The following is a 24,837-nucleotide window of genomic DNA, read 5'->3' as shown; positions in this document are numbered from 1 at the left end:
CGCGATGCGCCGCCATCCGGGAAACACGTCATTAACGGAATCTCACCGTCTCACCGGCCTGCTGACTTGCCGCCTGCTCCAGCAGATCCCAGAAGGTCTCGCCGCTGCGATCGCAGATCCACTCGTCGCCTTTGAGATCGAAATGGTAGCCGCCCTGTTTGGCGGCCAGCCATACCTGGTGCAGCGGCTCCTGACGGTTAATAATGATTTTGCTGCCGTTTTCAAAGCTGATGGTCAGCACGCCGCCGTTGATTTCGCAGTCGATGTCGCTATCGCCGTCCCAGTCGTCCAGGCGTTCTTCGATGGTCATCCACAGGCTGTCGGCAAGGCGATGAAATTCACTGTCATTCATGATTCTGTCCCGCATTTTTGAGATTGGCGGCAGTATAGCGCGAAACAAAAGCGCGCGCAGTCAGATGCTAAAGGCTTGCTTTTACGCCTTCTCCTGCGATGATAGAAAGCAGAAAGAATGAATCACGGGCAACTATCAATGAAAAACGTTTTTCCTACGCTTGCCGTTTTGTTTGCGATCTTCAGCCTGACCGGCTGCGGTTTGAAAGGGCCTCTCTATTTCCCGCCGGCTGACAAAACTGCGCCGCCGCCGACCAAACCGGTTAACCCGGGCATTCAGAGCTCAACGCCGGATCGTAACGATCGTGGCGATACCGGTGGTCCGAGCCAGGTCAATTACTAACGATAACGTTCTGTTCCGCGCAACTGGAGTAGATGATGCAGTTCTCTAAAATGCATGGCCTTGGCAACGATTTTATGGTCGTTGACGCGGTAACGCAGAATGTTTTTTTCTCGCCGGAGCTGATTCGCCGCCTGGCGGATCGCCACCTTGGCGTCGGGTTCGATCAGCTGTTAGTGGTGGAGCCGCCCTACGATCCGGATCTGGATTTCCATTACCGGATCTTTAATGCCGACGGCAGCGAAGTGTCGCAGTGCGGCAACGGTGCGCGCTGTTTCGCACGCTTCGTCCGGCTGAAAGGCCTGACCAATAAACGTGACATCCGCGTGAGTACGGCCAACGGCCGTATGGTATTAAGCGTAACGGAAGACGATCTGGTGCGGGTGAACATGGGCGAGCCCAACTTCGAGCCCTCCCAGGTGCCGTTCCGCGCCAACAAAGCGGAAAAGACCTATATCATGCGTGCCGCCGAGCAGACAGTATTGTGCGGCGTGGTATCCATGGGGAACCCGCACTGCGTTATCCAGGTGGATGATGTGGATACGGCGGCGGTGGAAACCCTCGGCCCGGTAATGGAAAGCCATGAGCGTTTTCCGGAGCGCGCCAATATCGGCTTTATGCAGGTGGTTGGCCGGTCCCATATCCGTCTGCGCGTCTACGAACGCGGCGCCGGGGAAACTCAGGCCTGCGGCAGCGGCGCCTGCGCCGCGGTGGCGGTGGGGATCCAGCAGGGGCTGCTCGCTGAAACGGTACGTGTGGAATTACCCGGCGGTCGTCTTGATATCGCCTGGAAAGGCCCGGGCCAGCCGCTGTTTATGACCGGCCCGGCGGCCCATGTCTATGATGGATTTATTCATTTATGAAACCAATCGGGGAAGAACAACAGGAGGTCGCCAGCGCATTGAACGATCGCGCCGTGGTGGACTATCTGTTGCAACATCCTGAATTTTTTATTCGTAATGCCGCCCAGGTCGAACACCTCCGCGTCCCGCATCCGGTACGCGGTACGATTTCGCTGGTGGAGTGGCATATGATGCGGGCGCGTAACCATATTCATGTGCTGGAAGAGAATATGTCGCTGCTGATGGAGCAGGCGGTCGCCAATGAAAGCCTGTTCCAGCGCCTGCTGCAGCTGCAAACGCGGCTGGCGGCGGCGGAGAGCCTCGACGATATGCTCAACCGCCTTCACCGCTGGGCGCGCGAGCTGGGGCTGGCGGGCGCCACGGTGCGCCTGTTCCCTGACAGCTGGCGCCTCGGCGCGCCTTCGAAGTTTACCCATCTGGCGTTAAGCCGGCAGGCGTTTGAGCCGATCCGTATTCAACGTCTGGGCCAGGCGCGCCACTACCTTGGGCCGCTCAACGGTCCGGAGCTGCTGGTGGTGCTGCCGGAGGCGAAAGCCATTGGGTCAGTGGCGATGTCGCTGCTGGGCGGCGATAATGCCCCCGGCGTGATGCTCTTTAGCAGCCGCGATGCGCAGCATTATCAGCCAGGACAGGGGACGCAGCTGCTGCAGGAGATTGCCCAGATGCTGCCCGGCCTGCTGGAGCGCTGGATTGAACGCGCATGACCGATTCTCCTCTCTTCTCCGCCGTCTCCCGCTTTCTGCGCCACCTGGGCGTTGAACGCCAGCTCAGCCCGATCACGTTACTGAATTACCAGCGACAGCTGGACGCGTTGATCGCCCTGGCGGATGAGGCGGGTCTGAAAAGCTGGTCGCAGTGCGATGCCGCTCAGGTGCGAAGCTTTGCGGTGCGCAGTCGCCGCGCGGGGTTAGGCCCGGCGAGCCTGGCGCTTCGCCTGTCGGCGCTGCGCAGTTTCTTCGACTGGCTGGTCGGCCAGGGCGAGCTCAGCGCCAACCCGGCGAAAGGGATCGCCGCGCCGAAAATTCCCCGTCACCTGCCGAAAAATATCGATGTCGATGACGTCAATCGGCTGCTGGATATCGATCTCAACGATCCGCTGGCGGTGCGCGACCGGGCGATGCTGGAGGTGATGTACGGCGCGGGGCTGCGTTTGTCCGAGCTGGTCAACCTTGATATCAAACATCTCGATCTCGAAAGCGGCGAGGTCTGGGTGATGGGCAAAGGCAGCAAAGAGCGCCGTTTGCCGATCGGTCGCAACGCCGTGATGTGGATTGAGCACTGGCTGGATTTACGCGGCCTGTTCGGCACCGACGACGACGCGCTGTTTTTGTCGAAACTGGGCAAGCGCATTTCGGCGCGCAACGTACAGAAGCGGTTCGCCGAGTGGGGCATTAAGCAGGGGCTGAACAGCCATGTGCATCCGCACAAGCTTCGCCACTCCTTTGCCACCCATATGCTGGAGTCCAGCGGCGATCTGCGCGGTGTGCAGGAGCTGTTGGGTCATGCTAACCTCTCCACCACCCAAATTTATACCCATCTCGACTTTCAACACCTTGCCTCGGTGTACGATGCCGCGCATCCGCGCGCAAAACGGGGGAAATAATGCGTTTTTACCGACCTCTGGGCCAGATTTCCGCGCTGACGTTTGACCTGGACGATACCCTTTATGATAACCGCCCGGTAATTGACCGGACGATGCACGAGTCGCTGGCTTTTGTGCGCAGCTACCATCCGTCGCTCAGCCAGTTCGACGCCCATGAGCTTAATCAGTTGCGCCAGACGCTGCTGGCATCCGAGCCTGAGATCTATCACGACGTGACCGTCTGGCGCCACCGTGCGCTGGAGTTAGGCATGCGTAACGCTGGCCTCTCCGCCGACGCGGCGAAAGCGGGGGCCGATGCGGCGATGGAACACTTCGCCCACTGGCGCAGCCGCGTCGATGTCCCGCAGGAGACCCACGATACGCTGGCGAAGCTGGCGGAGAAGTGGCCGCTGGTGGCGATTACCAACGGCAACGCCCGACCAGAGCTGTTCGGCCTGAGCGACTATTTCCGCTTTGTGCTGCGCGCCGGGCCGGATGGCCGCTCCAAGCCGTTTGCCGACATGTACCATCTGGCGGCGGAGCGCCTGAACTTACCGCTCGGGCATATTCTGCACGTCGGCGATGACCTGACCACTGACGTCGCCGGATCGCTGCGCTGTGGCATGCAGGCATGCTGGATCAAACCGCAAGGCGCGGACCTGATGCACACCGCGGACAGCCGCCTGCTGCCGCATATTGAAATTTCACGGTTGGCATCTCTGACCTCGCTGATATAATCACCAGTCACTCTGTATATATTAACAGGGGTTCGTGGAACCCCTTCTCTTCCGGCGGTGCTAATGGACGTTTCTTACCTGCTCGACAGCCTCAATGACAAACAGCGTGAAGCCGTAGCGGCCTCGCGCACCAACATGCTGGTGCTGGCAGGGGCGGGCAGTGGTAAGACGCGCGTTCTGGTGCACCGTATCGCCTGGCTGCTGAGCGTGGAGAACTGCTCGCCGTATTCTATTATGGCGGTGACCTTTACCAACAAAGCGGCGGCAGAGATGCGCCATCGTATCGGTCAGCTGATGGGCACCACCCAGGGCGGTATGTGGGTGGGCACCTTCCACGGCCTGGCCCACCGCCTGCTGCGCGCGCACCATCTGGACGCTAACCTGCCGCAGGATTTCCAAATCCTTGATAGCGAAGACCAGTTGCGCCTGCTGAAGCGTCTGATTAAGGCGATGAACCTCGATGAGAAGCAGTGGCCGCCGCGTCAGGCGATGTGGTACATCAACAGCCAGAAAGATGAAGGGCTGCGTCCGCATCATATTCAGAGCTACGGCAACCCGGTCGAGCAGACCTGGCAGAAGGTCTATCAGGCCTATCAGGAAGCCTGCGATCGCGCCGGGCTGGTGGACTTCGCCGAACTGCTGCTGCGCGCCCACGAGCTGTGGCTGAATAAGCCGCATATCCTCCAGCACTACCGCGAGCGTTTCACCAACATCCTCGTCGACGAATTCCAGGATACCAACAACATTCAATACGCCTGGATCCGCCTGCTGGCGGGCGATACCGGCAAGGTGATGATCGTCGGCGATGACGATCAGTCGATTTACGGCTGGCGCGGCGCGCAGGTCGAGAATATTCAGCGCTTCCTTAACGATTTTCCCGGTGCGGAAACCATCCGCCTTGAGCAGAACTATCGCTCGACCAGCAACATCCTCAGCGCCGCCAACGCCCTGATTGAAAACAACAACGGTCGCCTGGGCAAGAAGCTTTGGACCGACGGCGCCGACGGCGAGCCGATCTCGCTGTACTGCGCTTTCAACGATCTCGACGAAGCACGCTTCGTGGTGAACCGGATAAAAACCTGGCAGGAGAACGGCGGGGCGCTGGAGCAGTGCGCCATCCTCTATCGCAGCAACGCCCAGTCGCGCGTGCTGGAAGAGGCGCTTCTGCAGGCCAGCATGCCGTACCGCATCTATGGCGGCATGCGCTTCTTCGAGCGCCAGGAAATCAAAGATGCGCTCTCGTACCTGCGTCTGATCGCCAACCGTAACGACGATGCGGCGTTTGAGCGCGTAGTCAATACGCCGACCCGCGGCATCGGCGACCGCACGCTGGACGTGGTGCGCCAGACGTCGCGCGATCGTCAGCTGACGCTGTGGCAGGCCAGCCGCGAGCTGCTGAAAGATAAAGCGCTGGCCGGTCGCGCCGCCAGCGCCTTGCAGCGCTTTATGGAGCTGATTGACGCGCTGGCGCAGGAGACCACCGATATGCCGCTGCACGTCCAGACCGATCGGGTGATTAAAGACTCCGGGCTGCGCGCGATGTACGAGCAGGAGAAAGGCGAGAAGGGCCAGACCCGTATTGAAAACTTAGAGGAGCTGGTGACGGCGACGCGCCAGTTCAGCTACAACGAAGAAGATGAAGATCTGATGCCGCTGCAGGCGTTCCTCTCCCACGCCGCGCTGGAAGCGGGCGAAGGGCAGGCGGACACCTGGCAGGACGCGGTTCAGCTGATGACCCTGCACTCGGCGAAAGGGCTGGAGTTCCCGCAGGTGTTCATCGTCGGCGTCGAAGAGGGGATGTTCCCGAGCCAGATGGCCCTTGATGAAGGCGGCCGCCTGGAAGAAGAGCGTCGTCTGGCCTACGTTGGCGTGACGCGCGCCATGCAGAAGCTGACGCTGACCTACGCGGAAACCCGCCGTCTGTACGGCAAAGAGGTTTACCATCGCCCGTCGCGCTTTATTGGAGAACTGCCGCAGGAGTGCGTAGAAGAGGTGCGTCTGCGGGCCACGGTAAGCCGCCCGGTAAACCATCAGCGACTGGGCGCGCCGATTGCCGAGAGCGATACCGGCTACAAATTAGGCCAGCGCGTACGACATCCGAAGTTTGGCGAAGGCACCATCGTCAACCTCGAAGGCAGCGGCGAGCACAGCCGGCTGCAGGTGGCTTTTCAGGGTCAGGGGATCAAATGGCTGGTAGCGGCTTACGCCCGGCTCGAGGAAGTGTAACTTTAAGAAAAATATCATTATTTTGTAATATTCTGCTACCTTTATACGTTAAGGCGCCTGATTTGCGCTTTCGCGTTCCGTTGCGTGTTGACGCCGATTTTGCGCTGGCGTAACATGCGCGCACGATTACGCTAAGAGGACATTCGCCTTGGACACACCCAGTAGATGCTGGCTCAACTTCCTGTCATTCAGGAACAACTCCTAAGGCTATCCTCTTATGCTGATAGCCTTAGCGGTTGTCAGCGACCTGCCCCATTCCCGTCGCGCTGAGTCAGGCTTAGTGGTCTGAAACCCAATTTGTTTCTGTGTGCCCACCGAACTGTCCGATAATTTTTTTGCATTGGGAGTCCCGGTCATGCTGAGCGCATTTCAACTGGAAAACAATCGTTTAACGCGCCTGGAAGCCGATGAGATCAAGCACCTCGCCAGCTCGGTGTGGGTCGATCTGGTCGAGCCTGACGATGACGAGCGAAGCCGCGTGCAGACGGAACTGGGTCAGAACCTGGCGACGCGCCCGGAACTGGAAGATATCGAAGCCTCCGCACGTTTCTTTGAAGATGAAGACGGGTTACATATCCACTCCTTCTTCTTTTTCGAAGATGCCGACGATCACGCGGGTAACTCTACCGTGGCGTTTACTATCCGCGAAGGGCGCCTGTTTACGCTGCGCGAGCGTGAACTGCCGGCTTTTCGCCTCTACCGCATGCGCGTGCGTAACCAGACGCTGGTGGACGGCAACGCTTACGAGCTGTTGTTAGATCTGTTCGAGACCAAAATCGAACAGCTGGCGGATGAGATAGAAAACATCTACAGCGACCTGGAAAAGCTGAGCCGCGTGATTATGGAAGGCCACCAGGGCGATGAGTACGACGAAGCGCTGTCGACGCTGGCGGAACTGGAAGATATCGGCTGGAAGGTCCGCCTCTGTTTGATGGATACCCAGCGCGCGCTGAACTTCCTCGTACGTAAGGCGCGCCTGCCGGCGGGCCAGCTGGAGCAGGCGCGGGAGATCCTGCGCGATATCGAATCCCTGCTGCCGCACAACGAATCGCTGTTCCAGAAGGTGAACTTCCTGATGCAGGCGGCGATGGGCTTTATCAATATCGAACAGAACCGCATCATTAAGATCTTCTCGGTGGTGTCGGTGGTGTTCCTGCCGCCAACTCTGGTGGCCTCCAGCTACGGAATGAACTTTGAATTTATGCCGGAGCTGCACTGGAGCTTCGGCTACCCGGGGGCGATCGTCTTTATGATGCTGGCCGGCCTGGCGCCGTATCTCTACTTCAAGCGTAAAAACTGGCTGTAGTTGTTGTGCCGGATGCGCTTCGCTTATCCGGCCTGGGTGCTGGACTTTTGTAAGCCGGATAGGGCATAGACGCTATCCGGCAATCTACTGGCTCCGACGCCCCCGTCTTTGCGTATACACCGCATCCATCACGAATATCGCCAGCGCCACCCAGATAAAGCCAAAGGTGACCATTTTATCCTTGCCCGGCACTTCGCCGTAGAACGTCACCGCCAGCAGGAACATCAGCGTTGGGCCGATGTACTGGAAAAAGCCCAGCGTGGAGAGCCGCAGACGCGTTGCCGCCCCGGTGAAGCACAGCAGAGGGATGGTGGTCACCACGCCCGCCGCCATCAGCAGCAGATTGAGCGACCAGGGGTTCTGCCCCATATGGCTGGTGGGGCTGTCGGTGATGCCGAACAGCCAAATCGCCGCCACCGGCAACAGCCACAGCGTTTCCACCAGCATGCCGGTCTGCGCATCGACAGCGATTTTCTTGCGCACCAGACCATAAAAGGCAAAGCTGAAGGCCAGCCCAAGGCCGATAATCGGCAGCGAACCAAAGGTCCAGAGCTGCACCAGCACGCCGCAAAAGGCGAGGATCATCGCCAGCCACTGCAGGCGACGGAAACGTTCGCCAAGGAAAATCATCCCTAACAGAATGTTCACCAGCGGGTTGATAAAGTAGCCGAGACTGGCTTCCAGCATATGGTGGTTATTCACCGCCCAGATGAACAGCAGCCAGTTGCCGCCGACCAGCACTGCAGAGAGCGCCAGCAGGAAGATCTTGCGCGGCGTCTTCAGCAGCTTTTTCACCTGCGGCCACTGGCGGCTGACGCTGATGAGCGCCACCATGAAGAAGAAAGACCAGATCACGCGATGGGTCAGAATTTCATCGGCGGGAACATAGTAGATAAGTTTGAAGTACGCCGGCGCGATACCCCAGATAAAGTAGGCGGCGAGGGCCAGAATAATCCCCAACCGCGTCTGTTTCGCATCCATCGGTAAAATCCATTGCCAAAGAGAGTGATGTTACTCGATTTTGGCCAATCAACCCACCATATAGGTCGCTGTTGCGCTGGCAATATATACCTGCGCTTCGTTATGCAGTTCCACACGGGCTACCGCCACTTTATTGCCGGCGCGCAGCAGGGTGCTGGTCGCGGTAAAACGTTCGCCGCGGCCCGGACGCAGGTAGTCCACGCGCAGGTCGATGGTTCCCATGCGGGAAAGCCGCTGGCGCAGCTCTTCTTCGTTGATAGTGTCATGGCGGGTAAGGGTGCTGCCAACGCAGACCAGCCCTGCGGCGACGTCCAGCGCGGAGGCGATCACTCCGCCATGCAGAATGCTTTGCGCCCAGTTGCCGACCATCATCGGCTGATTATTAAAGCTGAGCTGGGCAAACGCTTTTTCATAGCGCTCCAGTTCGAGGCCGAGGGCGCGGTTAAACGGCATGTGATAGACGAAAATCTCCCCCACCAGTTTCAGAGCTGCTTCGGCAGTAAGTTCGGACATAACACCGGTTCCATTCGTTAATAAAATGTTGATTTTATGCTTCTAAAATATTGATTTCCACTTTCGGAGTGGATTAGGGGGCAGGGGATTAATAAACAGGTAGAATGTCTTCAGGTTAAACAAAAATAAAAACTATTTATCAGGAGACCAGCATGCGTATCTCTTTGGCCTGCCTGGCGGCGCTGTGCGCGCTACCGGCTGGTGTTATGGCGCAGGATGCGTCGGTACACGACAAACCAGCAGTGCGCGGCAGTATTATCGCCAACCTGCTACAGGATCATGATAATCCTTTTCTGCTCTACCCTTATGAAAGCAACTATCTGCTCTACACGTGGACCAGCGATCTCAATAAAGAGGCGATTCGCAGCTATGACTGGGCCGAAAATGCCCGTAAAGATGAAGTGAAGTTTCAGCTGAGCCTCGCCTTCCCGCTGTGGCGCGGCATCCTGGGGGATAATTCGCTGCTCGGCGCGTCCTATACCCAGAAATCCTGGTGGCAGCTCTCCAACAGCAAAGAGTCGGCGCCGTTTCGCGAAACCAACTACGAACCCCAGCTGTTTCTTGGCTTTGCGACCGACTATCAGTTTGCCGGCTGGACGTTGCGCGATATCGAAATGGGATATAACCACGACTCGAATGGCCGTTCCGATCCCACCTCGCGCAGCTGGAACCGGCTTTATGCCCGCCTGATGGCGCAAAATGGCAACTGGCTGGTGGAAGTGAAACCCTGGTATGTGGTGGGCAGCACCGATGATAACCCGGATATCACCAAATATATGGGCTATTACCGCCTGAAGGTGGGTTACCAGCTGGGCGAGGCGATCCTCAGCGCGCAGGGGCAATACAACTGGAATACTGGCTACGGCGGGGCGGAACTTGGGGTGAGCTATCCCATCACCAAACATGTTCGCGCTTACACCCAGATCTACAGCGGCTACGGCGAATCGCTTATCGACTACAACTTTAATCAAACGCGCGTCGGCGTCGGGCTAATGCTTAACGATCTGTTTTAATCGTTGCACTCTGGCTCGCAGGCGCTGAAAATAGCGCCTGTTTTCTTTTCAGGCAAATGGGGTCAACGTGGCACAGGCGGAAGTATTAAATCAGGAATCGCTGGCTAAGCAGGTTTTACAAGAGACCTTCGGCTACCAGCAGTTCCGTCCTGGCCAGGAGACGATTATCGAGACGGCGCTCGAGGGCCGTGACTGCCTGGTGGTTATGCCGACCGGTGGCGGCAAGTCGCTGTGTTATCAGGTACCGGCGCTGGTCATGGGCGGCCTGACGGTCGTGGTCTCGCCGCTGATCTCGCTGATGAAAGATCAGGTCGATCAGCTGCTGGCCAACGGCGTGGCGGCGGCCTGTCTGAACTCGACGCAGAGCCGCGAACAGCAGCAGGACGTGATGGCCGGCTGCCGCAACGGGCAGGTTCGTCTGCTGTATATCGCCCCGGAACGGTTGATGCTCGACAACTTCCTTGAGCATCTGGCGAACTGGAATCTGGCGATGCTGGCGGTGGACGAAGCGCACTGCATCTCTCAGTGGGGCCATGACTTCCGCCCGGAATATGCCGCGCTGGGCCAGCTGCGTCAGCGGATGACGCAGATCCCGTTTATGGCGTTGACCGCCACCGCCGATGACACCACCCGCCGCGATATCGTCCGTCTGCTGGGACTTAACGATCCGCTGATTCAGGTCAGCAGCTTCGACCGGCCGAACATCCGCTATATGCTGATGGAGAAATTCAAGCCGCTCGACCAGCTGATGCGCTACGTCCAGGATCAGCGAGGCAAATCGGGCATTATCTACTGCAACAGCCGTTCGAAAGTGGAAGATACCGCCGCGCGCCTGCAGAGCCGCGGCATCAGCGCGGCGGCTTACCATGCCGGCCTGGAAAACGACGTGCGCGCCGACGTGCAGGAGAAATTCCAGCGCGACGATCTGCAGATTGTGGTGGCGACAGTGGCCTTTGGGATGGGCATCAACAAGCCGAACGTCCGCTTTGTGGTGCATTTTGATATCCCGCGCAATATTGAATCCTACTATCAGGAGACCGGCCGCGCCGGGCGTGACGGCCTGCCGGCGGAAGCGATGCTGTTTTACGATCCGGCGGACATGGCGTGGCTGCGCCGCTGTCTGGAAGAGAAGCCCGCCGGACCGCTGCAGGATATCGAACGGCATAAGCTGAACGCGATGGGGGCGTTTGCTGAAGCCCAGACCTGTCGTCGTCTGGTGCTGCTGAACTACTTTGGCGAAGGACGCCAGGAGCCGTGCGGTAACTGCGATATCTGTCTTGATCCGCCGAAGCAGTACGATGGCTTAATGGACGCCCGCAAGGCGCTCTCCACTATTTATCGAGTTAACCAGCGCTTCGGGATGGGTTACGTGGTGGAAGTCCTGCGTGGCGCCAACAATCAGCGCATCCGCGAGATGGGCCACGATAAGCTCCCGGTATACGGTATCGGCCGGGAACAGAGTCACGAGCACTGGGTGAGCGTGATCCGCCAACTGATTCACCTTGGGCTGGTGACGCAGAATATCGCCCAGCACTCCGCGCTGCAGCTGACCGAAGCCGCACGCCCGGTGCTGCGCGGCGACGTTCCGCTGCAGCTTGCCGTACCGCGTATTGTGGCGCTGAAGCCGAAGGCGATGCAGAAATCCTTCGGCGGTAATTACGATCGTAAGCTGTTTGCCAAGCTGCGCAAGTTACGTAAAGCGATTGCCGATGAAGAAAACATTCCCCCGTACGTGGTCTTCAACGACGCGACGCTGATTGAGATGGCGGAGCAGTCGCCGCTAACCGCTGGCGAAATGCTCAGCGTTAACGGCGTAGGGACACGTAAACTCGAGCGTTTCGGCAAGCCGTTTATGGCGCTGATCCGGTCGCATGTCGATGGCGACGATGAGTAGTCAGCTGGCTATAAAAGTGCCAGAATAGTTATCCTCTTCATTATTTTCCTGCGAGTTAACTATGCTGATGCTTTTCCTCACCGTGGCGCTGGTGCATATCATTGCGCTAATGAGCCCGGGGCCGGATTTTTTCTTTGTCTCACAAACGGCCATCAGCCGCTCGCGCAGAGAGGCGGTGATGGGAGTGCTGGGGATCACCTGCGGCGTGATGATCTGGGCGGGGGTTGCGCTGCTCGGCCTGAACCTGATCCTCGCCAGAATGGCATGGCTGCACAACATCATTATGATCGGCGGTGGCTTGTACCTGTGCTGGATGGGCTATCAGATGTTGCGCGGCGCGTTGAAAAAAGAGGCGGTGTCCCCGGCAGAACCGCAGGTTGAACTGGCCCGCAGCGGACGCAGCTTCCTGAAGGGATTGCTGACCAATCTGGCGAACCCGAAAGCGATTATCTACTTCGGCTCGGTGTTCTCGCTGTTCGTCGGTGACAGCGTTGGCGCCGGCGCGCGCTGGGGCATTTTTCTGCTGATTATCATGGAGACGCTGGCCTGGTTTTTGGTGGTTGCCAGCCTGTTCGCCCTGCCGGGGATGCGCCGCGGCTATCAGCGGATGGCGAAGTGGATCGACGGTATCGCCGGCACGCTGTTTGCGGGCTTCGGCATCCATCTGATTATCTCGCGTTAACCTGGCGCGATGCTCCACCCGGCTATATCCGGGTGGAGAAAGTGTCAATAGCGAAGCCGCTGCAGCTCGTCTTCAGACAGACCGGTCATTTCCATAATCGCTTCGTCATCGATCCCGCGTTTGCGCATCGCTTCGGCAACCTGCAGCAAGGCCTGATGTTTGCCTTCCTTTATACCTTCCTTTATGCCTTGCTGTACGCCTTTCCTGATGCCTTTTTCCATACCTTCTGCGAGCCATGTTTCCGCCAGCGTCATCAGTAATCCTCCATGCTGCGGCACGCGCTGTGCCAGCCCGTATAAGAGTGCCCGAGTATCCTCGGCATCCCCTGCCTGAGCCATATAGTTTACCAATACGGTGATTTGTTGTCCGCTCATCTGCTCCAGCATTAAGAGTTGGGTCAACTTATCCAGCAATTGCGCCATGTCGCGCTGGCGGATGTGTTTTTGCACCAGCGTCAGGGCCGCCATGCTGCGGTGCTGCATAATGTCGTCGTCGGGGATCACCGTGATATCGACCAGCGGAAACGCCCCGCTATAGAGCTGGCGGGCGGTCTCGGGATCGGCGAAATTATCCAGCCAGCTCATAGACCAGGGATAGGGGCTGCGTCGTCCCTGATAGAAGAGGACCGGAATAACCAGAGGCAGCGTTTTATGGCCGCTCTCCAGATGGCGCTGCATGGCGGCGATGGCATAGCGCATTAAGCGAAAGGCCATCAGTTTATCGGGGGCGCTCTGGTGCTCGATCAGAACATGGACATACCCTTTACCGCGGGTGGTTTCCAGCGAATAGAGAATATCGCTGTAGTAGGGCCTGAGATCGTCTTCAAGAAAGCTGCCGGATTCCAGACGCAGGGTATCCAGTTTGCAGATCGCTGTTAACGACGGTGGCAGGTGGATCTCGATAAAATCGCGCGCTGTCTCAGCCCGCGACAGAAAAGTTTTAAATACCGCATCATGTGGGGTCGCCGTTTCTGCCATCGCCGTTCATCCGTGAATCACGTCTCTGGCGGCATCCTGGCACGGCGGGCTCAGCGTCGACAGCGGGCAAAAAGATTAATTTCCCGCTTTGCGCGCCGGCTCGCGCAGAGAGATGGCTTCGCCCGCCAGGCGAACCTCTCTTTGCGAGCGAGATTCCATCATTCAGGCGTGACGGGCGGAGGCGAGCAGCGCCCCAACCAGCATAAACAGTGAACCAAAGACTTTGTTCAGCGCCTTCATCTGCTTTGGCCCCTTAATCCATGCTGAAATGCGCTGTGCGAGGGTTGCATAGCCAATCATCACAATGATATCGACGACGATGGTGGTGACGCCCAGAACGAGATACTGCATCACCTGGGGCTGGTGGGGCAGGATAAACTGTGGAAACAGGGCGGCCAGAAAAACGATGCTTTTAGGATTGGTGAGATTCACGAACACCGCCCGCTGGAACAGTTTGCCGCGGGTCTGCGCCTTCGCCAGCGTATTCAGGTCGATGGCCCCTGCCGCGCGCCATTGCTGGATACCCAGCCAGATCAGGTAGGCTGCGCCGGCCCATTTCAGCACCTCAAAGGCCAGCACCGAGCGAGAGAAGAGAGTGCCGAGGCCGACGCCGACCAGCACGATATGAATGGCCAGCCCGGTCTGCAAACCGGCAATCGACGCCGCCGCGCCGCGGTAACCGTGGTTAATGGAGGTGGTCATGGTATTAATCGCTCCGGAACCCGGGGACAGGCTGAGAATGATTGATGTCAGCAGGTAGGCGAACCACCACTCAATGGTCATGAGAAACTCCCTGATTGTCTGTTTTTATGCCACAATACGCTATTGTGTCAGCATTGTGTGATACACGGCAAAAAAACGATTTTCAGCGGTTAACAGGGGTGTAAACCCGATGTTTGGGCAGAAAAAGGACTGGGAAACACGAGAAAACGCGTTTGCGGCCTTTAGCATGGGGCCGCTGACGGATTTCTGGCGACAGCGCGAAGAGGCTGAATTTAAAGGCGTCGATGATGTACCGGTACGCTTTGTTCGCTTTTGCGCGCAAAATAACGATCGGCTGGTGCTGATTTGCCCCGGGCGCATCGAAAGCTACGTGAAGTATGCTGAAGTGGCCTACGATCTCTTTCACAGCGGCTTTGACGTAATGATCATTGATCATCGCGGCCAGGGACGCTCGGGTCGTCTGCTCTCTGATACCCACCGCGGGCACGTGGTTAACTTCAGCGATTATGTTGATGACCTGGCTGCGCTCTGGCAGCAGCAGGTGGTCCCGGGCCACTGGCGAAAACGGTTTATCCTCGCTCACTCTATGGGCGGGGCGATTGCCACGCTTTTTCTGCAACGCTACCAGGCGCATTGCGATGCCATTGCGCTCTGCGCGCCGATGTTCGGGATTATCATTCGGCTGCCGGACTGGATGGTGCGGCATATTCTCGACTGGGCTGAGGGCCATCAGCGCATTCGCGAAGAGTATGCCATCGGCACCGGACGCTGGCGGGCGCTGCCTTTTGCCGTTAACGTGCTGACGCACAGTCGACAACGCTATCGTCGTAACCTGCGCTTCTATGCCGACGAGCCGCGACTGCAGGTCGGCGGCCCGACCTGGCACTGGGTGCGCGAAGGCATGCTGGCCGGTGACGAAGTGCTGGCGAATGTGGAGAAAGATACGGCCCCGACGCTGCTGCTGCAGGCGGAAGAGGAGCGGGTGGTCGATAATCTGATGCACGACCGCTATTGTGAATTACGGGCCGCCGCCGGCCATCCCTGTGAGGGCGGAAAGCCGCTCGTCATTGAAGGGGCATACCATGAGATCCTTTTTGAAAAGGACGCTATGCGCTCAGTCGCGCTCAATGCCATCGTCGAGTTTTTCAATCGACATACTTAATCCGACGATAACGCTCGTCGCCCTGCTTAGAGGTTAACTTTTTTATGTACCAGGTTGTTGCGTCTGATTTAGACGGCACGCTGCTTTCCCCCGATCATTTCCTGACCCCGTATGCCAAAGAGACGCTGAAGCTGCTTACCGCCCGTGGGATCAATTTCGTCTTCGCCACCGGCCGACACTACATCGACGTCGGGCAGATCCGCGATAATCTCGGCATCCGGTCGTACATGATCACCTCTAACGGCGCCCGCGTTCACGATAGCGATGGCCAGCAAATTTTCGCCCATAACCTCGACCGCGATATTGCCGCCGACCTGTTTGAAATCGTGCGCAACGACCCGAAAATCGTCACTAACGTCTATCGGGAAGATGAGTGGTATATGAACCGCCATCGCCCGGAAGAGATGCGCTTTTTCAAAGAGGCGGTGTTTAACTACAAGCTGTATGAGCCGGGCGAACTGGATCCGCAGGGGATCAGCAAGGTGTTCTTTACCTGTGAGGATCACGAACATTTACTGCCGCTTGAGCAGGCGATGAACGCCCGCTGGGGCGATCGCGTGAACGTCAGCTTCTCCACCTTAACCTGCCTGGAGGTAATGGCGGGCGGGGTATCGAAGGGGCATGCGCTGGAGGCGGTGGCGAAAATGCTCGGCTACAGTCTGTCCGATTGCATCGCTTTCGGCGACGGCATGAACGACGCCGAGATGCTGTCGATGGCCGGTAAAGGCTGCATTATGGCCAACGCCCATCAACGGCTGAAGGATCTGCATCCGGAGCTGGAAGTGATCGGCAGCAACGCCGACGATGCGGTCCCGCACTATCTGCGTAAGCTGTACCTCGGCTGACAAAGATTGACGGCTGGCGAATAACTGTCCAGTTGTCAACCTGACTCTTCGCTACAATGCCTGTTCTTTATCCAACGAGACGACCATTGTGGCGCTGTTAATTATCACCACTATCCTGTGGGCCTTTTCTTTCAGCCTGATTGGCGAGTACCTGGCCGGTAGCGTCGACAGCTATTTTTCGGTGCTGATGCGCGTGGGCCTGGCGGCGCTGGTGTTCCTGCCTTTCCTGCGGACGCGCGGCCAGTCTCCGCGCACGATCGTGCTCTATATGCTGGTGGGCGCGATGCAGCTTGGCATCATGTACCTGCTGGCCTTCCGCGCCTATCTCTATCTGACGGTCTCGGAATTCCTGCTGTTTACCGTGTTTACCCCGTTGTATATCACGCTGATCTACGATTTGCTCAGCGGACGTAAACTACGCTGGGGCTATCTGCTGAGCGCCGCGCTGGCGGTGCTGGGGGCGGCGATTATCCGTTACGACAAAGTCAGCGATCATTTCTGGACCGGGCTGTTACTGGTGCAGTTGTCAAACCTCTGCTTCGCCATCGGGATGGTGGGTTACAAGCGCCTGATGGAGGTGCGACCGATGCCGCAGCACAATGCCTTTGCCTGGTTCTATGTCGGGGCCTTTATCGTGGCGGTGGCGGCATGGTTTATGCTGGGCAACCCACAGAAGCTGCCGACCACCAGGCTGCAGTGGAGCGTGCTGGTGTGGCTTGGCGTTGTGGCTTCCGGGCTGGGCTACTTTATGTGGAACTATGGCGCCACTCAGGTGGACGCTGGCACGCTGGGGATCATGAATAACGTCCATGTCCCCGCCGGGCTGTTGGTTAACCTTGCCATCTGGCAGGAGCAGCCGCACTGGCCGAGCTTTATTAGCGGAGCGTTGGTGATCCTGGCCTCGCTGTGGGTCCATCGACGCTGGGTCGCTCCGCACTCCGGACAAACGGCAGATGATCGCACGCGTGGTTCCGCGCAGAGCGAATAAACGCTTCGGTGACCGGTTGACGCTGTTCGCCATCGCGAACGGCCGCGTACAGCCGGCTCCATAATCCCTCGCCCAGGGTTTTGGTCACCACCAGACCCTGGCGTTCAAAACTTTCCACCACCCAGTGCGGCAGCGCGGCGATACCCATCCGGGCTGCCACCATCTGGATCAGCAACAGCGTGTTATCGACGCTTTTCAGCTGGGGACTGATGCTGGCCGGCTGCAGGAAATGACGCCAGATGTCGAGGCGTCCGCGCTGCACGGGATAAATCAGCAGCGTTTCCGTGGCCAGATCCTCCGGCGTAATCAGCGTCTTCATGGCTAACGGGTGCTCAGGCGCCAGCACCAGGCGCACCTCATAATCAAACATTGGCGAGTAGTGCAGACCGCTGCGCGGCAGGATATCTGAGGTCATGACCAGATCCAGTTCGCCCTGCTGCAGCGCAGGCTGCGGGTCGAAGGTGACGCCGGAATGGAAGTCGACTTCCACGTGCGGCCAGCGGGCGCGGAAATTCTCCAGCGCCGGCGTGAGCCACTGAATACAGCTGTGGCATTCGATAGCCAGCCGCAGCCGGGTCTGTTGTGGTTCGTTACAGTCCTGCAGGGCGCGAGCGATCTGCGGCAGCACCTGGTTGGCCAGCTGTAAGAGGATCTCCCCTTGAGGAGTAAAACGCAGCGGCTGGCTCTTACGCACAAAGAGACGAAAGCCAAGGCGCTGTTCCAGATCGCTGAACTGGTGAGACAAGGCGGACTGGGTCTGATGCAGGGCAGCCGCTGCGCCCGCCAGTGAACCGCTGTTCCGCAACGCTTGCAGCGTTTTCAGATGTTTAATTTCGATCATGAAAGTCCTTCATTTCGCCATGAGCAATTTGCGCTTGAGGAATATACAGTAACTGCCAATTATGGATGTGTAAACATCTGGATGGCTAAATCCTTTATCTTTCGAATTTATGGTGCGTTGGCTGCACTTCCTCACCCCAGTCACTGACTTCAGTAAGCTCCTGGGGATGAGCAAGTTTGCCGCCTTCCCTAAATCCGAAATCTTTCGGATTGCAATTATGAGGCTCAAAAAATGACAATTATTAACCACACCCTCGGTTTCCCTCGCGTTGGCCTGCGCCGCGAGCTGAAAAAAGCGCAAGAGAGCTACTGGGCGGGCAATGCCACTCGCGAGGAGCTGCTGGCGGTAGGCCGGGAACTGCGCGCCCGTCACTGGGAGCAGCAGAAGCAGGCCGGTATTGACCTGCTGCCGGTGGGCGATTTCGCCTGGTACGACCATGTTCTGACCACCAGCCTGCTGCTTGGCAACGTGCCGGCTCGTCATCAGAACAAAGACGGCTCTGTCGATATCGATACCCTGTTCCGCATTGGCCGCGGCCGCGCTCCTACCGGCGAGCCAGCGGCCGCTGCGGAAATGACCAAGTGGTTCAACACCAACTATCACTACATGGTGCCAGAGTTCGTGAAGGGCCAGCAGTTCAAACTGACCTGGACCCAACTGCTGGATGAAGTGGACGAAGCGCTGGCGCTGGGCCACAAGATCAAGCCCGTGCTGCTGGGGCCGGTGACCTATCTGTGGCTGGGCAAAGTGAAAGGCGAACCGTTTGACCGTCTGAGCCTGCTGAATGACATCTTGCCGGTTTATCAGCAGGTGCTGGCCGAACTGGCGAAGCGCGGCATTGAGTGGGTGCAGATTGATGAACCGGCGCTGGTGCTGGAGCTGCCGCCAGCGTGGCTGGAGGCCTTTAAACCGGCTTATGACGCCCTGCAGGGCCAGGTCAAACTGCTGCTGACCACCTATTTTGAAGGCGTTAGCGACAATCTCGCGACCATTGCTGCGCTGCCGGTCCAGGGGCTGCACGTCGATCTGGTCCACGGTAAAGATGATGTCGCCGAACTGCATAAATGTCTGCCTGCCGACTGGCTGCTGTCCGCCGGCCTGATCAACGGGCGTAACGTCTGGCGCGCCGATCTCGCCGAAAAATATGCGCAAATTAAAAACCTCGTCGGTAAGCGCGAGCTGTGGGTCGCGACATCCTGCTCTCTGTTGCACAGCCCGATCGACCTGAGCGTGGAGACGCGCCTTGATGCGGAAGTGAAGAGCTGGTTTGCCTTCGCGCTGCAAAAATGCGGTGAGCTGGCGCTGCTGCGCGATGCGCTGAACAGCGGCGATACCGCGGCGATTACCGAGTGGAGCGCGCCAGTCCATGCCCGTCGCCATTCGACGCGCGTACACAACCCGGCGGTGGAAAAACGGCTGGCGGCGATCACCGCTCAGGACAGCCAGCGCGCCAGCCCCTATGAGGTTCGCGCTCAGGCGCAGCGTCAACGCTTTAACCTGCCGGCGTGGCCGACCACCACTATCGGGTCATTCCCGCAGACGACCGAGATCCGCGGCCTGCGCCTGGACTTCAAAAAGGGCAATCTGGACGCCAGTCATTATCGTACCGGCATTGCGGAACATATTAAGCAGGCGATCGTCGAGCAGGAGCGGTTAGGATTAGACGTACTGGTGCATGGGGAAGCCGAGCGGAACGATATGGTGGAATACTTCGGTGAGCATCTGGACGGTTTCATCTTCACGCAAAACGGCTGGGTGCAGAGCTATGGCTCCCGCTGCGTGAAGCCGCCGGTGGTGATCGGCGACGTCAGCCGTCCACAGGCGATCACCGTCGAATGGGCGAAGTACGCGCAGTCGCTGACCGACAAGCCGGTGAAAGGGATGCTCACTGGACCGGTGACGATTCTGTGCTGGTCCTTCCCGCGGGAAGACGTCAGCCGTGAAACCATCGCGAAACAGATTGCGCTGGCCCTGCGTGATGAAGTGGCGGATCTGGAAGCGGCCGGTATCGGCATCATCCAGATTGATGAGCCTGCTTTGCGCGAAGGGTTACCGCTGAAGCGCAGCGACTGGGATGCCTATCTGCAGTGGGGTGTGGAAGCCTTCCGCCTTAACGCCGCGGTGGCCAAAGACGACACTCAGATCCATACCCACATGTGCTATTGCGAGTTCAACGACATCATGGACTCCATCGCCGCGCTGGACGCCGACGTGATCACCATTGAAACCTCGCGTTCCGACATGGAACTGCTGGAGTCGTTCGAAGTGTTCGAGTATCCCAATGAAATCGGGCCGGGGGTATATGATATTCACTCGCCAAACGTACCGAGCGTGGAGTGGATCGAAGCGCTGCTGGAAAAAGCCGCGCAGCGTATCCCGGCGGAGCGGCTGTGGGTTAACCCGGACTGCGGCCTGAAAACCCGGGGCTGGCCGGAGACTCGCGCCGCGCTGGCGAATATGGTGCAAGCGGCGCGTAACCTGCGTCAATCTGCCTGATCGTCACCCGAAAAATCAAAAAGGAGGCATTTGCCTCCTTTTTTCATGCTTTGGACGATTACCCTTTTTTACCGCCATATTGAGCAAACCAGTCGAGCATCCGCTGCCAGCCGTCTTTGGCTGACTCTTCGTGATAGCTGGCGCGATAGTCGGCGTTAAAGGCGTGATCGGCTTCAGGATAGACCACGATTTCCGCCGTGGCGTTGGCCGCCCGCAGCGCCTGGCGCATGGTTTCGACGGTGTCCTGTGGAATGCTGGCGTCTTTGGCGCCGTACAGGCCGAGTACCGGGGCGTTGAGATCGACGGCGATATCCACCGGGTGTTTTGGCGAATTCAGCGATTTTTCTCCTACCAGTTTGCCGTACCAGGCTACCGCCGCCTTCAACTGCGGGTTATGGGCAGCATATAGCCAGGTGATACGTCCGCCCCAGCAGAAGCCGGTGATCAGCAGACGATGGGCATCGCCGCCATGGCGCGCCGCCCAGCTGGCGACGTGGTCGAGATCCGCCAGCACCTGCGCGTCCGGCACCTTCGTAACCAGCTCTTTAAACAGGGTCGGGATATCGTGATACTCATTCGGATCGCCCTGACGGAAGTACAATTCAGGCGCGATAGCCAGATAGCCTTCCTGCGCCAGGCGACGACAAAGATCGCGAATATGCTCATGCACGCCGAAGATTTCCTGCACCACGATGACGATCGGCAATGGGCCATCGGCGTTTTTCGGGCGGGCATGGTAAGCCGGCATGTTTTCCCCCTGAGAGGGAATAGAGGTCTCTCCGGCGACAATATGCTCTTCCGGCGTATGAACGGCGGTTGCGGCATGCGGCGAGGCTGCAGGTGCGAATCCAGGTTGCTTGGTGGTGGTCATGGTATTCTCCGTACCCTTATTTATTAGCGCATCAGTAACTATAGACCCTTTACCTTTAGTTCGGGCGGTAATAAAGCACAGTGCCTGAAAGCGGCTATCTTTTGTTCAGTGACGATGAATATAACTTGTTAATGTGATGTTTATCACTATTTACTGAAAAACAACTGCAATCATTATTGTTCTTGGTGACTAACATCACAAAATGTTGCCAGGGGCTTCTGTACAGTACCGTTTTGCTTCTGCTGATAATTCGACCCACAGAGGAGTTTTTTATGTCCAAGTCTGATGTTTTTCATCTCGGCCTCACCAAGAACGATTTACAAGGGGCTACGCTGGCTATCGTCCCTGGCGATCCGGAGCGTGTGGAAAAGATCGCCGCGCTGATGGATAAGCCGGTTAAGCTGGCATCTCACCGCGAATTTACCTCCTGGCGCGCGGAACTGGACGGCAAACCGGTGATCGTCTGCTCCACCGGCATCGGCGGCCCGTCTACGTCTATCGCTGTGGAAGAGCTGGCGCAGCTTGGCGTGCGTACCTTCCTGCGCATTGGCACCACCGGCGCCATTCAGCCGCACATCAACGTTGGCGATGTGCTGGTGACTACCGCTTCCGTTCGTCTGGACGGCGCCAGCCTGCACTTCGCGCCGATGGAATTCCCGGCCGTCGCAGATTTCGCCTGCACCACCGCGCTGGTGGAAGCAGCGAAATCCATTGGCGCCACCACCCATATCGGCGTGACTGCTTCCTCGGATACCTTCTACCCGGGACAGGAGCGTTACGACACCTTCTCCGGCCGCGTAGTGAGCCGCTTCAAAGGCTCCATGGAAGAGTGGCAGGCGATGGGCGTGATGAACTATGAAATGGAATCCGCTACGCTGCTGACCATGTGCGCCAGCCAGGGTCTGCGCGCCGGGATGGTAGCCGGGGTTATCGTTAACCGTACCCAGCAAGAGATCCCTAACGCCGAAACCATGAAGCAAACCGAAAGCCACGCGGTGAAAATCGTCGTGGAAGCGGCGCGCCGTCTGCTGTAATTCAACGCTTTCCCTGTCAGGCCGGATCCTCCGGCCTTTTTTTTGCGTCGCCTCTCGCAGGAAATTCCTTTTAAACTGGACGTTTGTACAGCACAATTCTATTTTGTGTCATCAGGTTATCGCAGGGGGCGTCGTGGATCTCTCCATTATTATCAGCGCGGTTATCGCACTGGCTGCTGGATTAATCGTCGGCTGGCTGGCGACCAAAGCGCGCGCCGATCAAATTCGGGCCGATCTTATCGAGGAGCGGCGAGAGCTGGATATTGAGCTGAGCGCCGCCCGTCAGCAGCTGGTACAGGAAGCCCACTGGCGTGAAGAGTGCGAGCTGCTGAACAACGAGCTGCGCAGCCTGCGGGATATCAATACCTCGCTGGAGGCCGATCTGCGGGAGGTTACCACCCGGCTCGAATCCACCCAGCTGCATGCGGAAGATAAGATCCGCCAGATGGTGAACAGCGAGCAGCGCCTGAGCGAGCAGTTTGAAAACCTCGCCAACCGCATTTTCGAACACAGCAACCGACGCGTCGATGAGCAAAATCGCCAGAGCCTGCATGGCCTGCTGACCCCGCTGCGCGAACAGCTGGACGGGTTCCGCCGCCAGGTGCAGGAGAGCTTCGGCCAGGAGGCGCGGGAAAGGCACACCCTGGCGCATGAGATCCGCAACCTGCAGCAGCTGAACGCGCAGATGGCGCAGGAGGCGCTGAACCTGACCAAAGCGCTGAAGGGCGATAACAAAACTCAGGGCAACTGGGGGGAAGTGGTTCTCACCCGCGTGCTGGAAGCCTCCGGCCTGCGGGAAGGCTATGAGTACCAGACCCAGGTCAGCATCGAGACCGACAACCGCTCGCGGATGCAACCGGACGTCATCGTGCGCCTGCCGCAGGGTAAAGACGTGGTTATCGACGCCAAAATGACCCTTGTCGCCTATGAGCGCTATTTCAACGCCGAGGACGACTACACCCGCGAAGTCGCGCTGCAGGAGCACCTTGCCTCGGTGCGTAATCATATCCGCCTGCTGGGACGCAAGGATTATCAGCAACTGCCGGGCCTGCGCTCCCTCGACTATGTGCTGATGTTTATTCCCGTCGAGCCGGCATTCCTGCTGGCCATTGATCGCCAGCCCGAGCTTATCAGCGAGGCGCTGCAAAATAATATTATGCTGGTCAGCCCGACGACGCTGCTGGTGGCCCTGCGCACCATCGCCAATCTGTGGCGTTATGAGCACCAGAGCCGCAACGCGCAGAAGATCGCCGAGCGGGCGGGGCGCCTTTACGACAAAATGCGCCTGTTTGTGGACGATATGTCCGCTATCGGCCAGAGTCTGGATAAAGCGCAAGAGAACTATCGCCAGGCGATGAAAAAGCTCGCTTCCGGGCGCGGTAATCTGCTGGCTCAGGCGGAGGCTTTTCGCGGGTTGGGCGTGGAGGTCAAGCGCGGGATTAATCCTGATTTAGTCGAACAAGCCACTGCTCAGGACGATCAATATCGTCTCGAAGAGGAGGATAACCTGCCGGAAAATGACGCATTTTCGCCCGACTCTGCCGAGGCGGTGCGCAGCCGGGAGGCGGCTCCGCCACGCTGAAACGTATGGGAAATGCGCTGAGTCTGATACACTCAGTGAACATTTTCTTGAAAAGCAAGCAGGCATAAAGATGGTTGAGGATTCACAAGAAACGACGCACTTTGGCTTTCAGACGGTCGCTAAAGAGCAGAAAGCGGACATGGTGGCGCATGTATTCCATTCTGTCGCCGCAAAGTATGATGTGATGAATGACTTAATGTCGTTTGGTATCCATCGTTTGTGGAAGCGTTTCACCATCGACTGCAGCGGTGTACGTCGCGGGCAGACCGTGCTGGATCTGGCGGGGGGTACCGGTGATTTGACGGCTAAGTTTTCCCGTCTGGTAGGGGAAACCGGCCGCGTTATGCTTGCTGATATCAATGATTCAATGCTCAAAATGGGCCGCGAAAAGCTGCGCAATATCGGCATCGTGGGTAACGTTGAGTATGTTCAGGCCAACGCGGAAGCCCTGCCGTTTGCTGATAATACCTTTGACTGCATCACCATCTCTTTCGGTCTGCGTAACGTGACCGACAAAGAAAAAGCGCTGCGTTCGATGTACCGCGTGCTGAAGCCGGGCGGACGTCTGCTGGTGCTGGAGTTTTCTAAACCCATTATTGAACCGCTGAGCAAAGCCTACGACGCTTACTCCTTCCATATCCTGCCGAAGGTGGGCGAGCTGGTGGCAAAAGACGGCGACAGCTATCGCTACCTGGCGGAGTCGATCCGTATGCATCCGGACCAGGAATCCCTGAAAGGGATGATGCAGGATGCAGGCTTCGAAAGCGTGGACTACTACAACCTGACGGCAGGTATCGTTGCTTTGCATCGCGGTTACAAGTTCTGACAGG

24 protein-coding genes are annotated in these 24,837 nt (G+C 58.1%); 17 read left to right on the top strand and 7 right to left on the bottom strand.

Features of this window, described 5'->3' with window-relative positions; genetic code table 11:
* Nucleotides 1-31 precede the first annotated feature (31 nt).
* Nucleotides 32-352, bottom strand: coding sequence for an iron donor protein CyaY (gene cyaY / locus ABLV54_RS03625; RefSeq protein ID WP_023291566.1), 321 nt, complete (start codon nucleotides 350-352; stop codon nucleotides 32-34).
* Between the two features lie 138 nt (nucleotides 353-490).
* On the opposite strand from cyaY, the gene ABLV54_RS03620 reads away from it, so the two are divergent.
* From ABLV54_RS03620 to corA, 7 genes are all read left to right on the top strand, one after another.
* Entirely contained in the window at nucleotides 491-694 is a 204-nt protein-coding gene (locus tag ABLV54_RS03620; RefSeq protein WP_004886794.1) for a lipoprotein, read from the top strand.
* Nucleotides 695-729: 35 nt separating this feature from the next.
* Complete coding sequence (gene dapF / locus ABLV54_RS03615; RefSeq protein ID WP_002883394.1) at nucleotides 730-1,554, top strand: diaminopimelate epimerase; 825 nt, start codon at nucleotides 730-732, stop codon at nucleotides 1,552-1,554.
* On the top strand, nucleotides 1,551-2,258 hold the full coding sequence (locus ABLV54_RS03610; protein ID WP_044521756.1) for a DUF484 domain-containing protein: 708 nt from the start codon (nucleotides 1,551-1,553) through the stop codon (nucleotides 2,256-2,258). Before dapF ends, ABLV54_RS03610 begins: the two co-directional genes overlap by 4 nt.
* The gene (gene xerC / locus ABLV54_RS03605; RefSeq protein WP_044521758.1) at nucleotides 2,255-3,157 is read left to right on the top strand and encodes a tyrosine recombinase XerC; all 903 of its coding nucleotides are present in this window, start codon (nucleotides 2,255-2,257) and stop codon (nucleotides 3,155-3,157) included. The genes ABLV54_RS03610 and xerC overlap by 4 nt, the downstream gene beginning before the upstream one ends.
* Nucleotides 3,157-3,873, top strand: a complete 717-nt coding sequence (gene yigB / locus ABLV54_RS03600) for a 5-amino-6-(5-phospho-D-ribitylamino)uracil phosphatase YigB (RefSeq protein ID WP_023291569.1) — start codon at nucleotides 3,157-3,159, stop codon at nucleotides 3,871-3,873. Before xerC ends, yigB begins: the two co-directional genes overlap by 1 nt.
* Before the next feature lie 63 nt (nucleotides 3,874-3,936).
* Nucleotides 3,937-6,099 carry a DNA helicase II gene (uvrD, locus tag ABLV54_RS03595; protein ID WP_004886784.1) on the top strand — a complete coding sequence of 721 codons (2,163 nt, stop codon included), beginning with the start codon at nucleotides 3,937-3,939 and terminating at the stop codon, nucleotides 6,097-6,099.
* A 355-nt stretch (nucleotides 6,100-6,454) separates the two neighbouring features.
* Nucleotides 6,455-7,405 carry a magnesium/cobalt transporter CorA gene (corA, locus tag ABLV54_RS03590; protein WP_002883400.1) on the top strand — a complete coding sequence of 317 codons (951 nt, stop codon included), beginning with the start codon at nucleotides 6,455-6,457 and terminating at the stop codon, nucleotides 7,403-7,405.
* Between the two features lie 84 nt (nucleotides 7,406-7,489).
* Here the strand turns inward: corA and rarD are convergent, their stop codons facing one another.
* Both rarD and yigI read right to left on the bottom strand, forming a co-directional pair.
* Nucleotides 7,490-8,386 carry an EamA family transporter RarD gene (gene rarD, locus ABLV54_RS03585; RefSeq protein ID WP_023291570.1) on the bottom strand — a complete coding sequence of 299 codons (897 nt, stop codon included), beginning with the start codon at nucleotides 8,384-8,386 and terminating at the stop codon, nucleotides 7,490-7,492.
* A gap of 48 nt (nucleotides 8,387-8,434) precedes the next feature.
* A complete protein-coding gene (gene yigI, locus ABLV54_RS03580) occupies nucleotides 8,435-8,899 on the bottom strand; it encodes an acyl-CoA thioesterase YigI (protein WP_002883404.1) in 465 nt (154 codons plus the stop codon).
* A 152-nt stretch (nucleotides 8,900-9,051) separates the two neighbouring features.
* On the opposite strand from yigI, the gene pldA reads away from it, so the two are divergent.
* From pldA to rhtC, 3 genes are all read left to right on the top strand, one after another.
* Entirely contained in the window at nucleotides 9,052-9,912 is an 861-nt protein-coding gene (gene pldA, locus ABLV54_RS03575) for a phospholipase A (protein WP_004886777.1), read from the top strand.
* A gap of 67 nt (nucleotides 9,913-9,979) precedes the next feature.
* Nucleotides 9,980-11,806 (top strand): ATP-dependent DNA helicase RecQ, encoded by a 1,827-nt coding sequence (gene recQ, locus ABLV54_RS03570; RefSeq protein ID WP_050534274.1) that lies wholly within the window; start codon nucleotides 9,980-9,982, stop codon nucleotides 11,804-11,806.
* Between the two features lie 61 nt (nucleotides 11,807-11,867).
* A complete protein-coding gene (gene rhtC / locus ABLV54_RS03565; RefSeq protein ID WP_023291572.1) occupies nucleotides 11,868-12,488 on the top strand; it encodes a threonine export protein RhtC in 621 nt (206 codons plus the stop codon).
* A 44-nt stretch (nucleotides 12,489-12,532) separates the two neighbouring features.
* Here rhtC and ABLV54_RS03560 read toward each other — a convergent pair whose 3' ends face one another.
* Together ABLV54_RS03560 and rhtB are read right to left on the bottom strand one after the other, a co-directional pair.
* On the bottom strand, nucleotides 12,533-13,465 hold the full coding sequence (locus ABLV54_RS03560; protein WP_050534275.1) for an Rpn family recombination-promoting nuclease/putative transposase: 933 nt from the start codon (nucleotides 13,463-13,465) through the stop codon (nucleotides 12,533-12,535).
* 162 nt (nucleotides 13,466-13,627) lie between these two features.
* Entirely contained in the window at nucleotides 13,628-14,248 is a 621-nt protein-coding gene (rhtB, locus tag ABLV54_RS03555; protein ID WP_002883411.1) for a homoserine/homoserine lactone efflux protein, read from the bottom strand.
* Nucleotides 14,249-14,357: 109 nt separating this feature from the next.
* Between rhtB and pldB the strand changes: the two genes are divergently transcribed.
* The 3 genes from pldB (at nucleotide 14,358) to ABLV54_RS03540 (ending at nucleotide 17,183) form a co-directional block, all read left to right on the top strand.
* Nucleotides 14,358-15,350 (top strand): lysophospholipase L2, encoded by a 993-nt coding sequence (pldB, locus tag ABLV54_RS03550; RefSeq protein WP_008807942.1) that lies wholly within the window; start codon nucleotides 14,358-14,360, stop codon nucleotides 15,348-15,350.
* A 44-nt stretch (nucleotides 15,351-15,394) separates the two neighbouring features.
* Nucleotides 15,395-16,195, top strand: a complete 801-nt coding sequence (gene yigL, locus ABLV54_RS03545) for a sugar/pyridoxal phosphate phosphatase YigL (RefSeq protein ID WP_348813631.1) — start codon at nucleotides 15,395-15,397, stop codon at nucleotides 16,193-16,195.
* An 88-nt stretch (nucleotides 16,196-16,283) separates the two neighbouring features.
* Entirely contained in the window at nucleotides 16,284-17,183 is a 900-nt protein-coding gene (locus tag ABLV54_RS03540; RefSeq protein WP_023291574.1) for a carboxylate/amino acid/amine transporter, read from the top strand.
* On the opposite strand, the gene metR is transcribed toward ABLV54_RS03540, so the two are convergent.
* The gene (metR, locus tag ABLV54_RS03535; protein WP_050534276.1) at nucleotides 17,071-18,024 is read right to left on the bottom strand and encodes an HTH-type transcriptional regulator MetR; all 954 of its coding nucleotides are present in this window, start codon (nucleotides 18,022-18,024) and stop codon (nucleotides 17,071-17,073) included. The two genes, ABLV54_RS03540 and metR, sit on opposite strands and share 113 nt — an antisense overlap.
* Before the next feature lie 231 nt (nucleotides 18,025-18,255).
* Here metR and metE point away from each other — a divergent pair, with 231 nt between their 5' ends.
* Nucleotides 18,256-20,520 (top strand): 5-methyltetrahydropteroyltriglutamate--homocysteine S-methyltransferase, encoded by a 2,265-nt coding sequence (gene metE / locus ABLV54_RS03530; protein ID WP_050534277.1) that lies wholly within the window; start codon nucleotides 18,256-18,258, stop codon nucleotides 20,518-20,520.
* 58 nt (nucleotides 20,521-20,578) lie between these two features.
* Here metE and ABLV54_RS03525 read toward each other — a convergent pair whose 3' ends face one another.
* Entirely contained in the window at nucleotides 20,579-21,391 is an 813-nt protein-coding gene (locus tag ABLV54_RS03525) for a dienelactone hydrolase family protein (protein WP_023291577.1), read from the bottom strand.
* Nucleotides 21,392-21,663: 272 nt separating this feature from the next.
* Between ABLV54_RS03525 and udp the strand changes: the two genes are divergently transcribed.
* The 3 genes from udp (at nucleotide 21,664) to ubiE (ending at nucleotide 24,833) form a co-directional block, all read left to right on the top strand.
* Nucleotides 21,664-22,425: a uridine phosphorylase gene (gene udp / locus ABLV54_RS03520; RefSeq protein ID WP_002883419.1), complete on the top strand. Its 762-nt coding sequence runs from the start codon at nucleotides 21,664-21,666 to the stop codon at nucleotides 22,423-22,425.
* 133 nt (nucleotides 22,426-22,558) lie between these two features.
* Nucleotides 22,559-24,007, top strand: coding sequence for a DNA recombination protein RmuC (gene rmuC / locus ABLV54_RS03515; RefSeq protein ID WP_023291578.1), 1,449 nt, complete (start codon nucleotides 22,559-22,561; stop codon nucleotides 24,005-24,007).
* 70 nt (nucleotides 24,008-24,077) lie between these two features.
* On the top strand, nucleotides 24,078-24,833 hold the full coding sequence (ubiE, locus tag ABLV54_RS03510; protein WP_023291579.1) for a bifunctional demethylmenaquinone methyltransferase/2-methoxy-6-polyprenyl-1,4-benzoquinol methylase UbiE: 756 nt from the start codon (nucleotides 24,078-24,080) through the stop codon (nucleotides 24,831-24,833).
* Nucleotides 24,834-24,837 lie beyond the last annotated feature (4 nt).

It is taken from the genome of Klebsiella sp. JB_Kp042, assembly GCF_040065275.1.
GTDB lineage: Bacteria > Pseudomonadota > Gammaproteobacteria > Enterobacterales > Enterobacteriaceae > Klebsiella > Klebsiella quasipneumoniae.
Note: the sequence above shows the minus strand (reverse complement) of the source record. Positions and strands in the feature narration are given on the sequence as shown.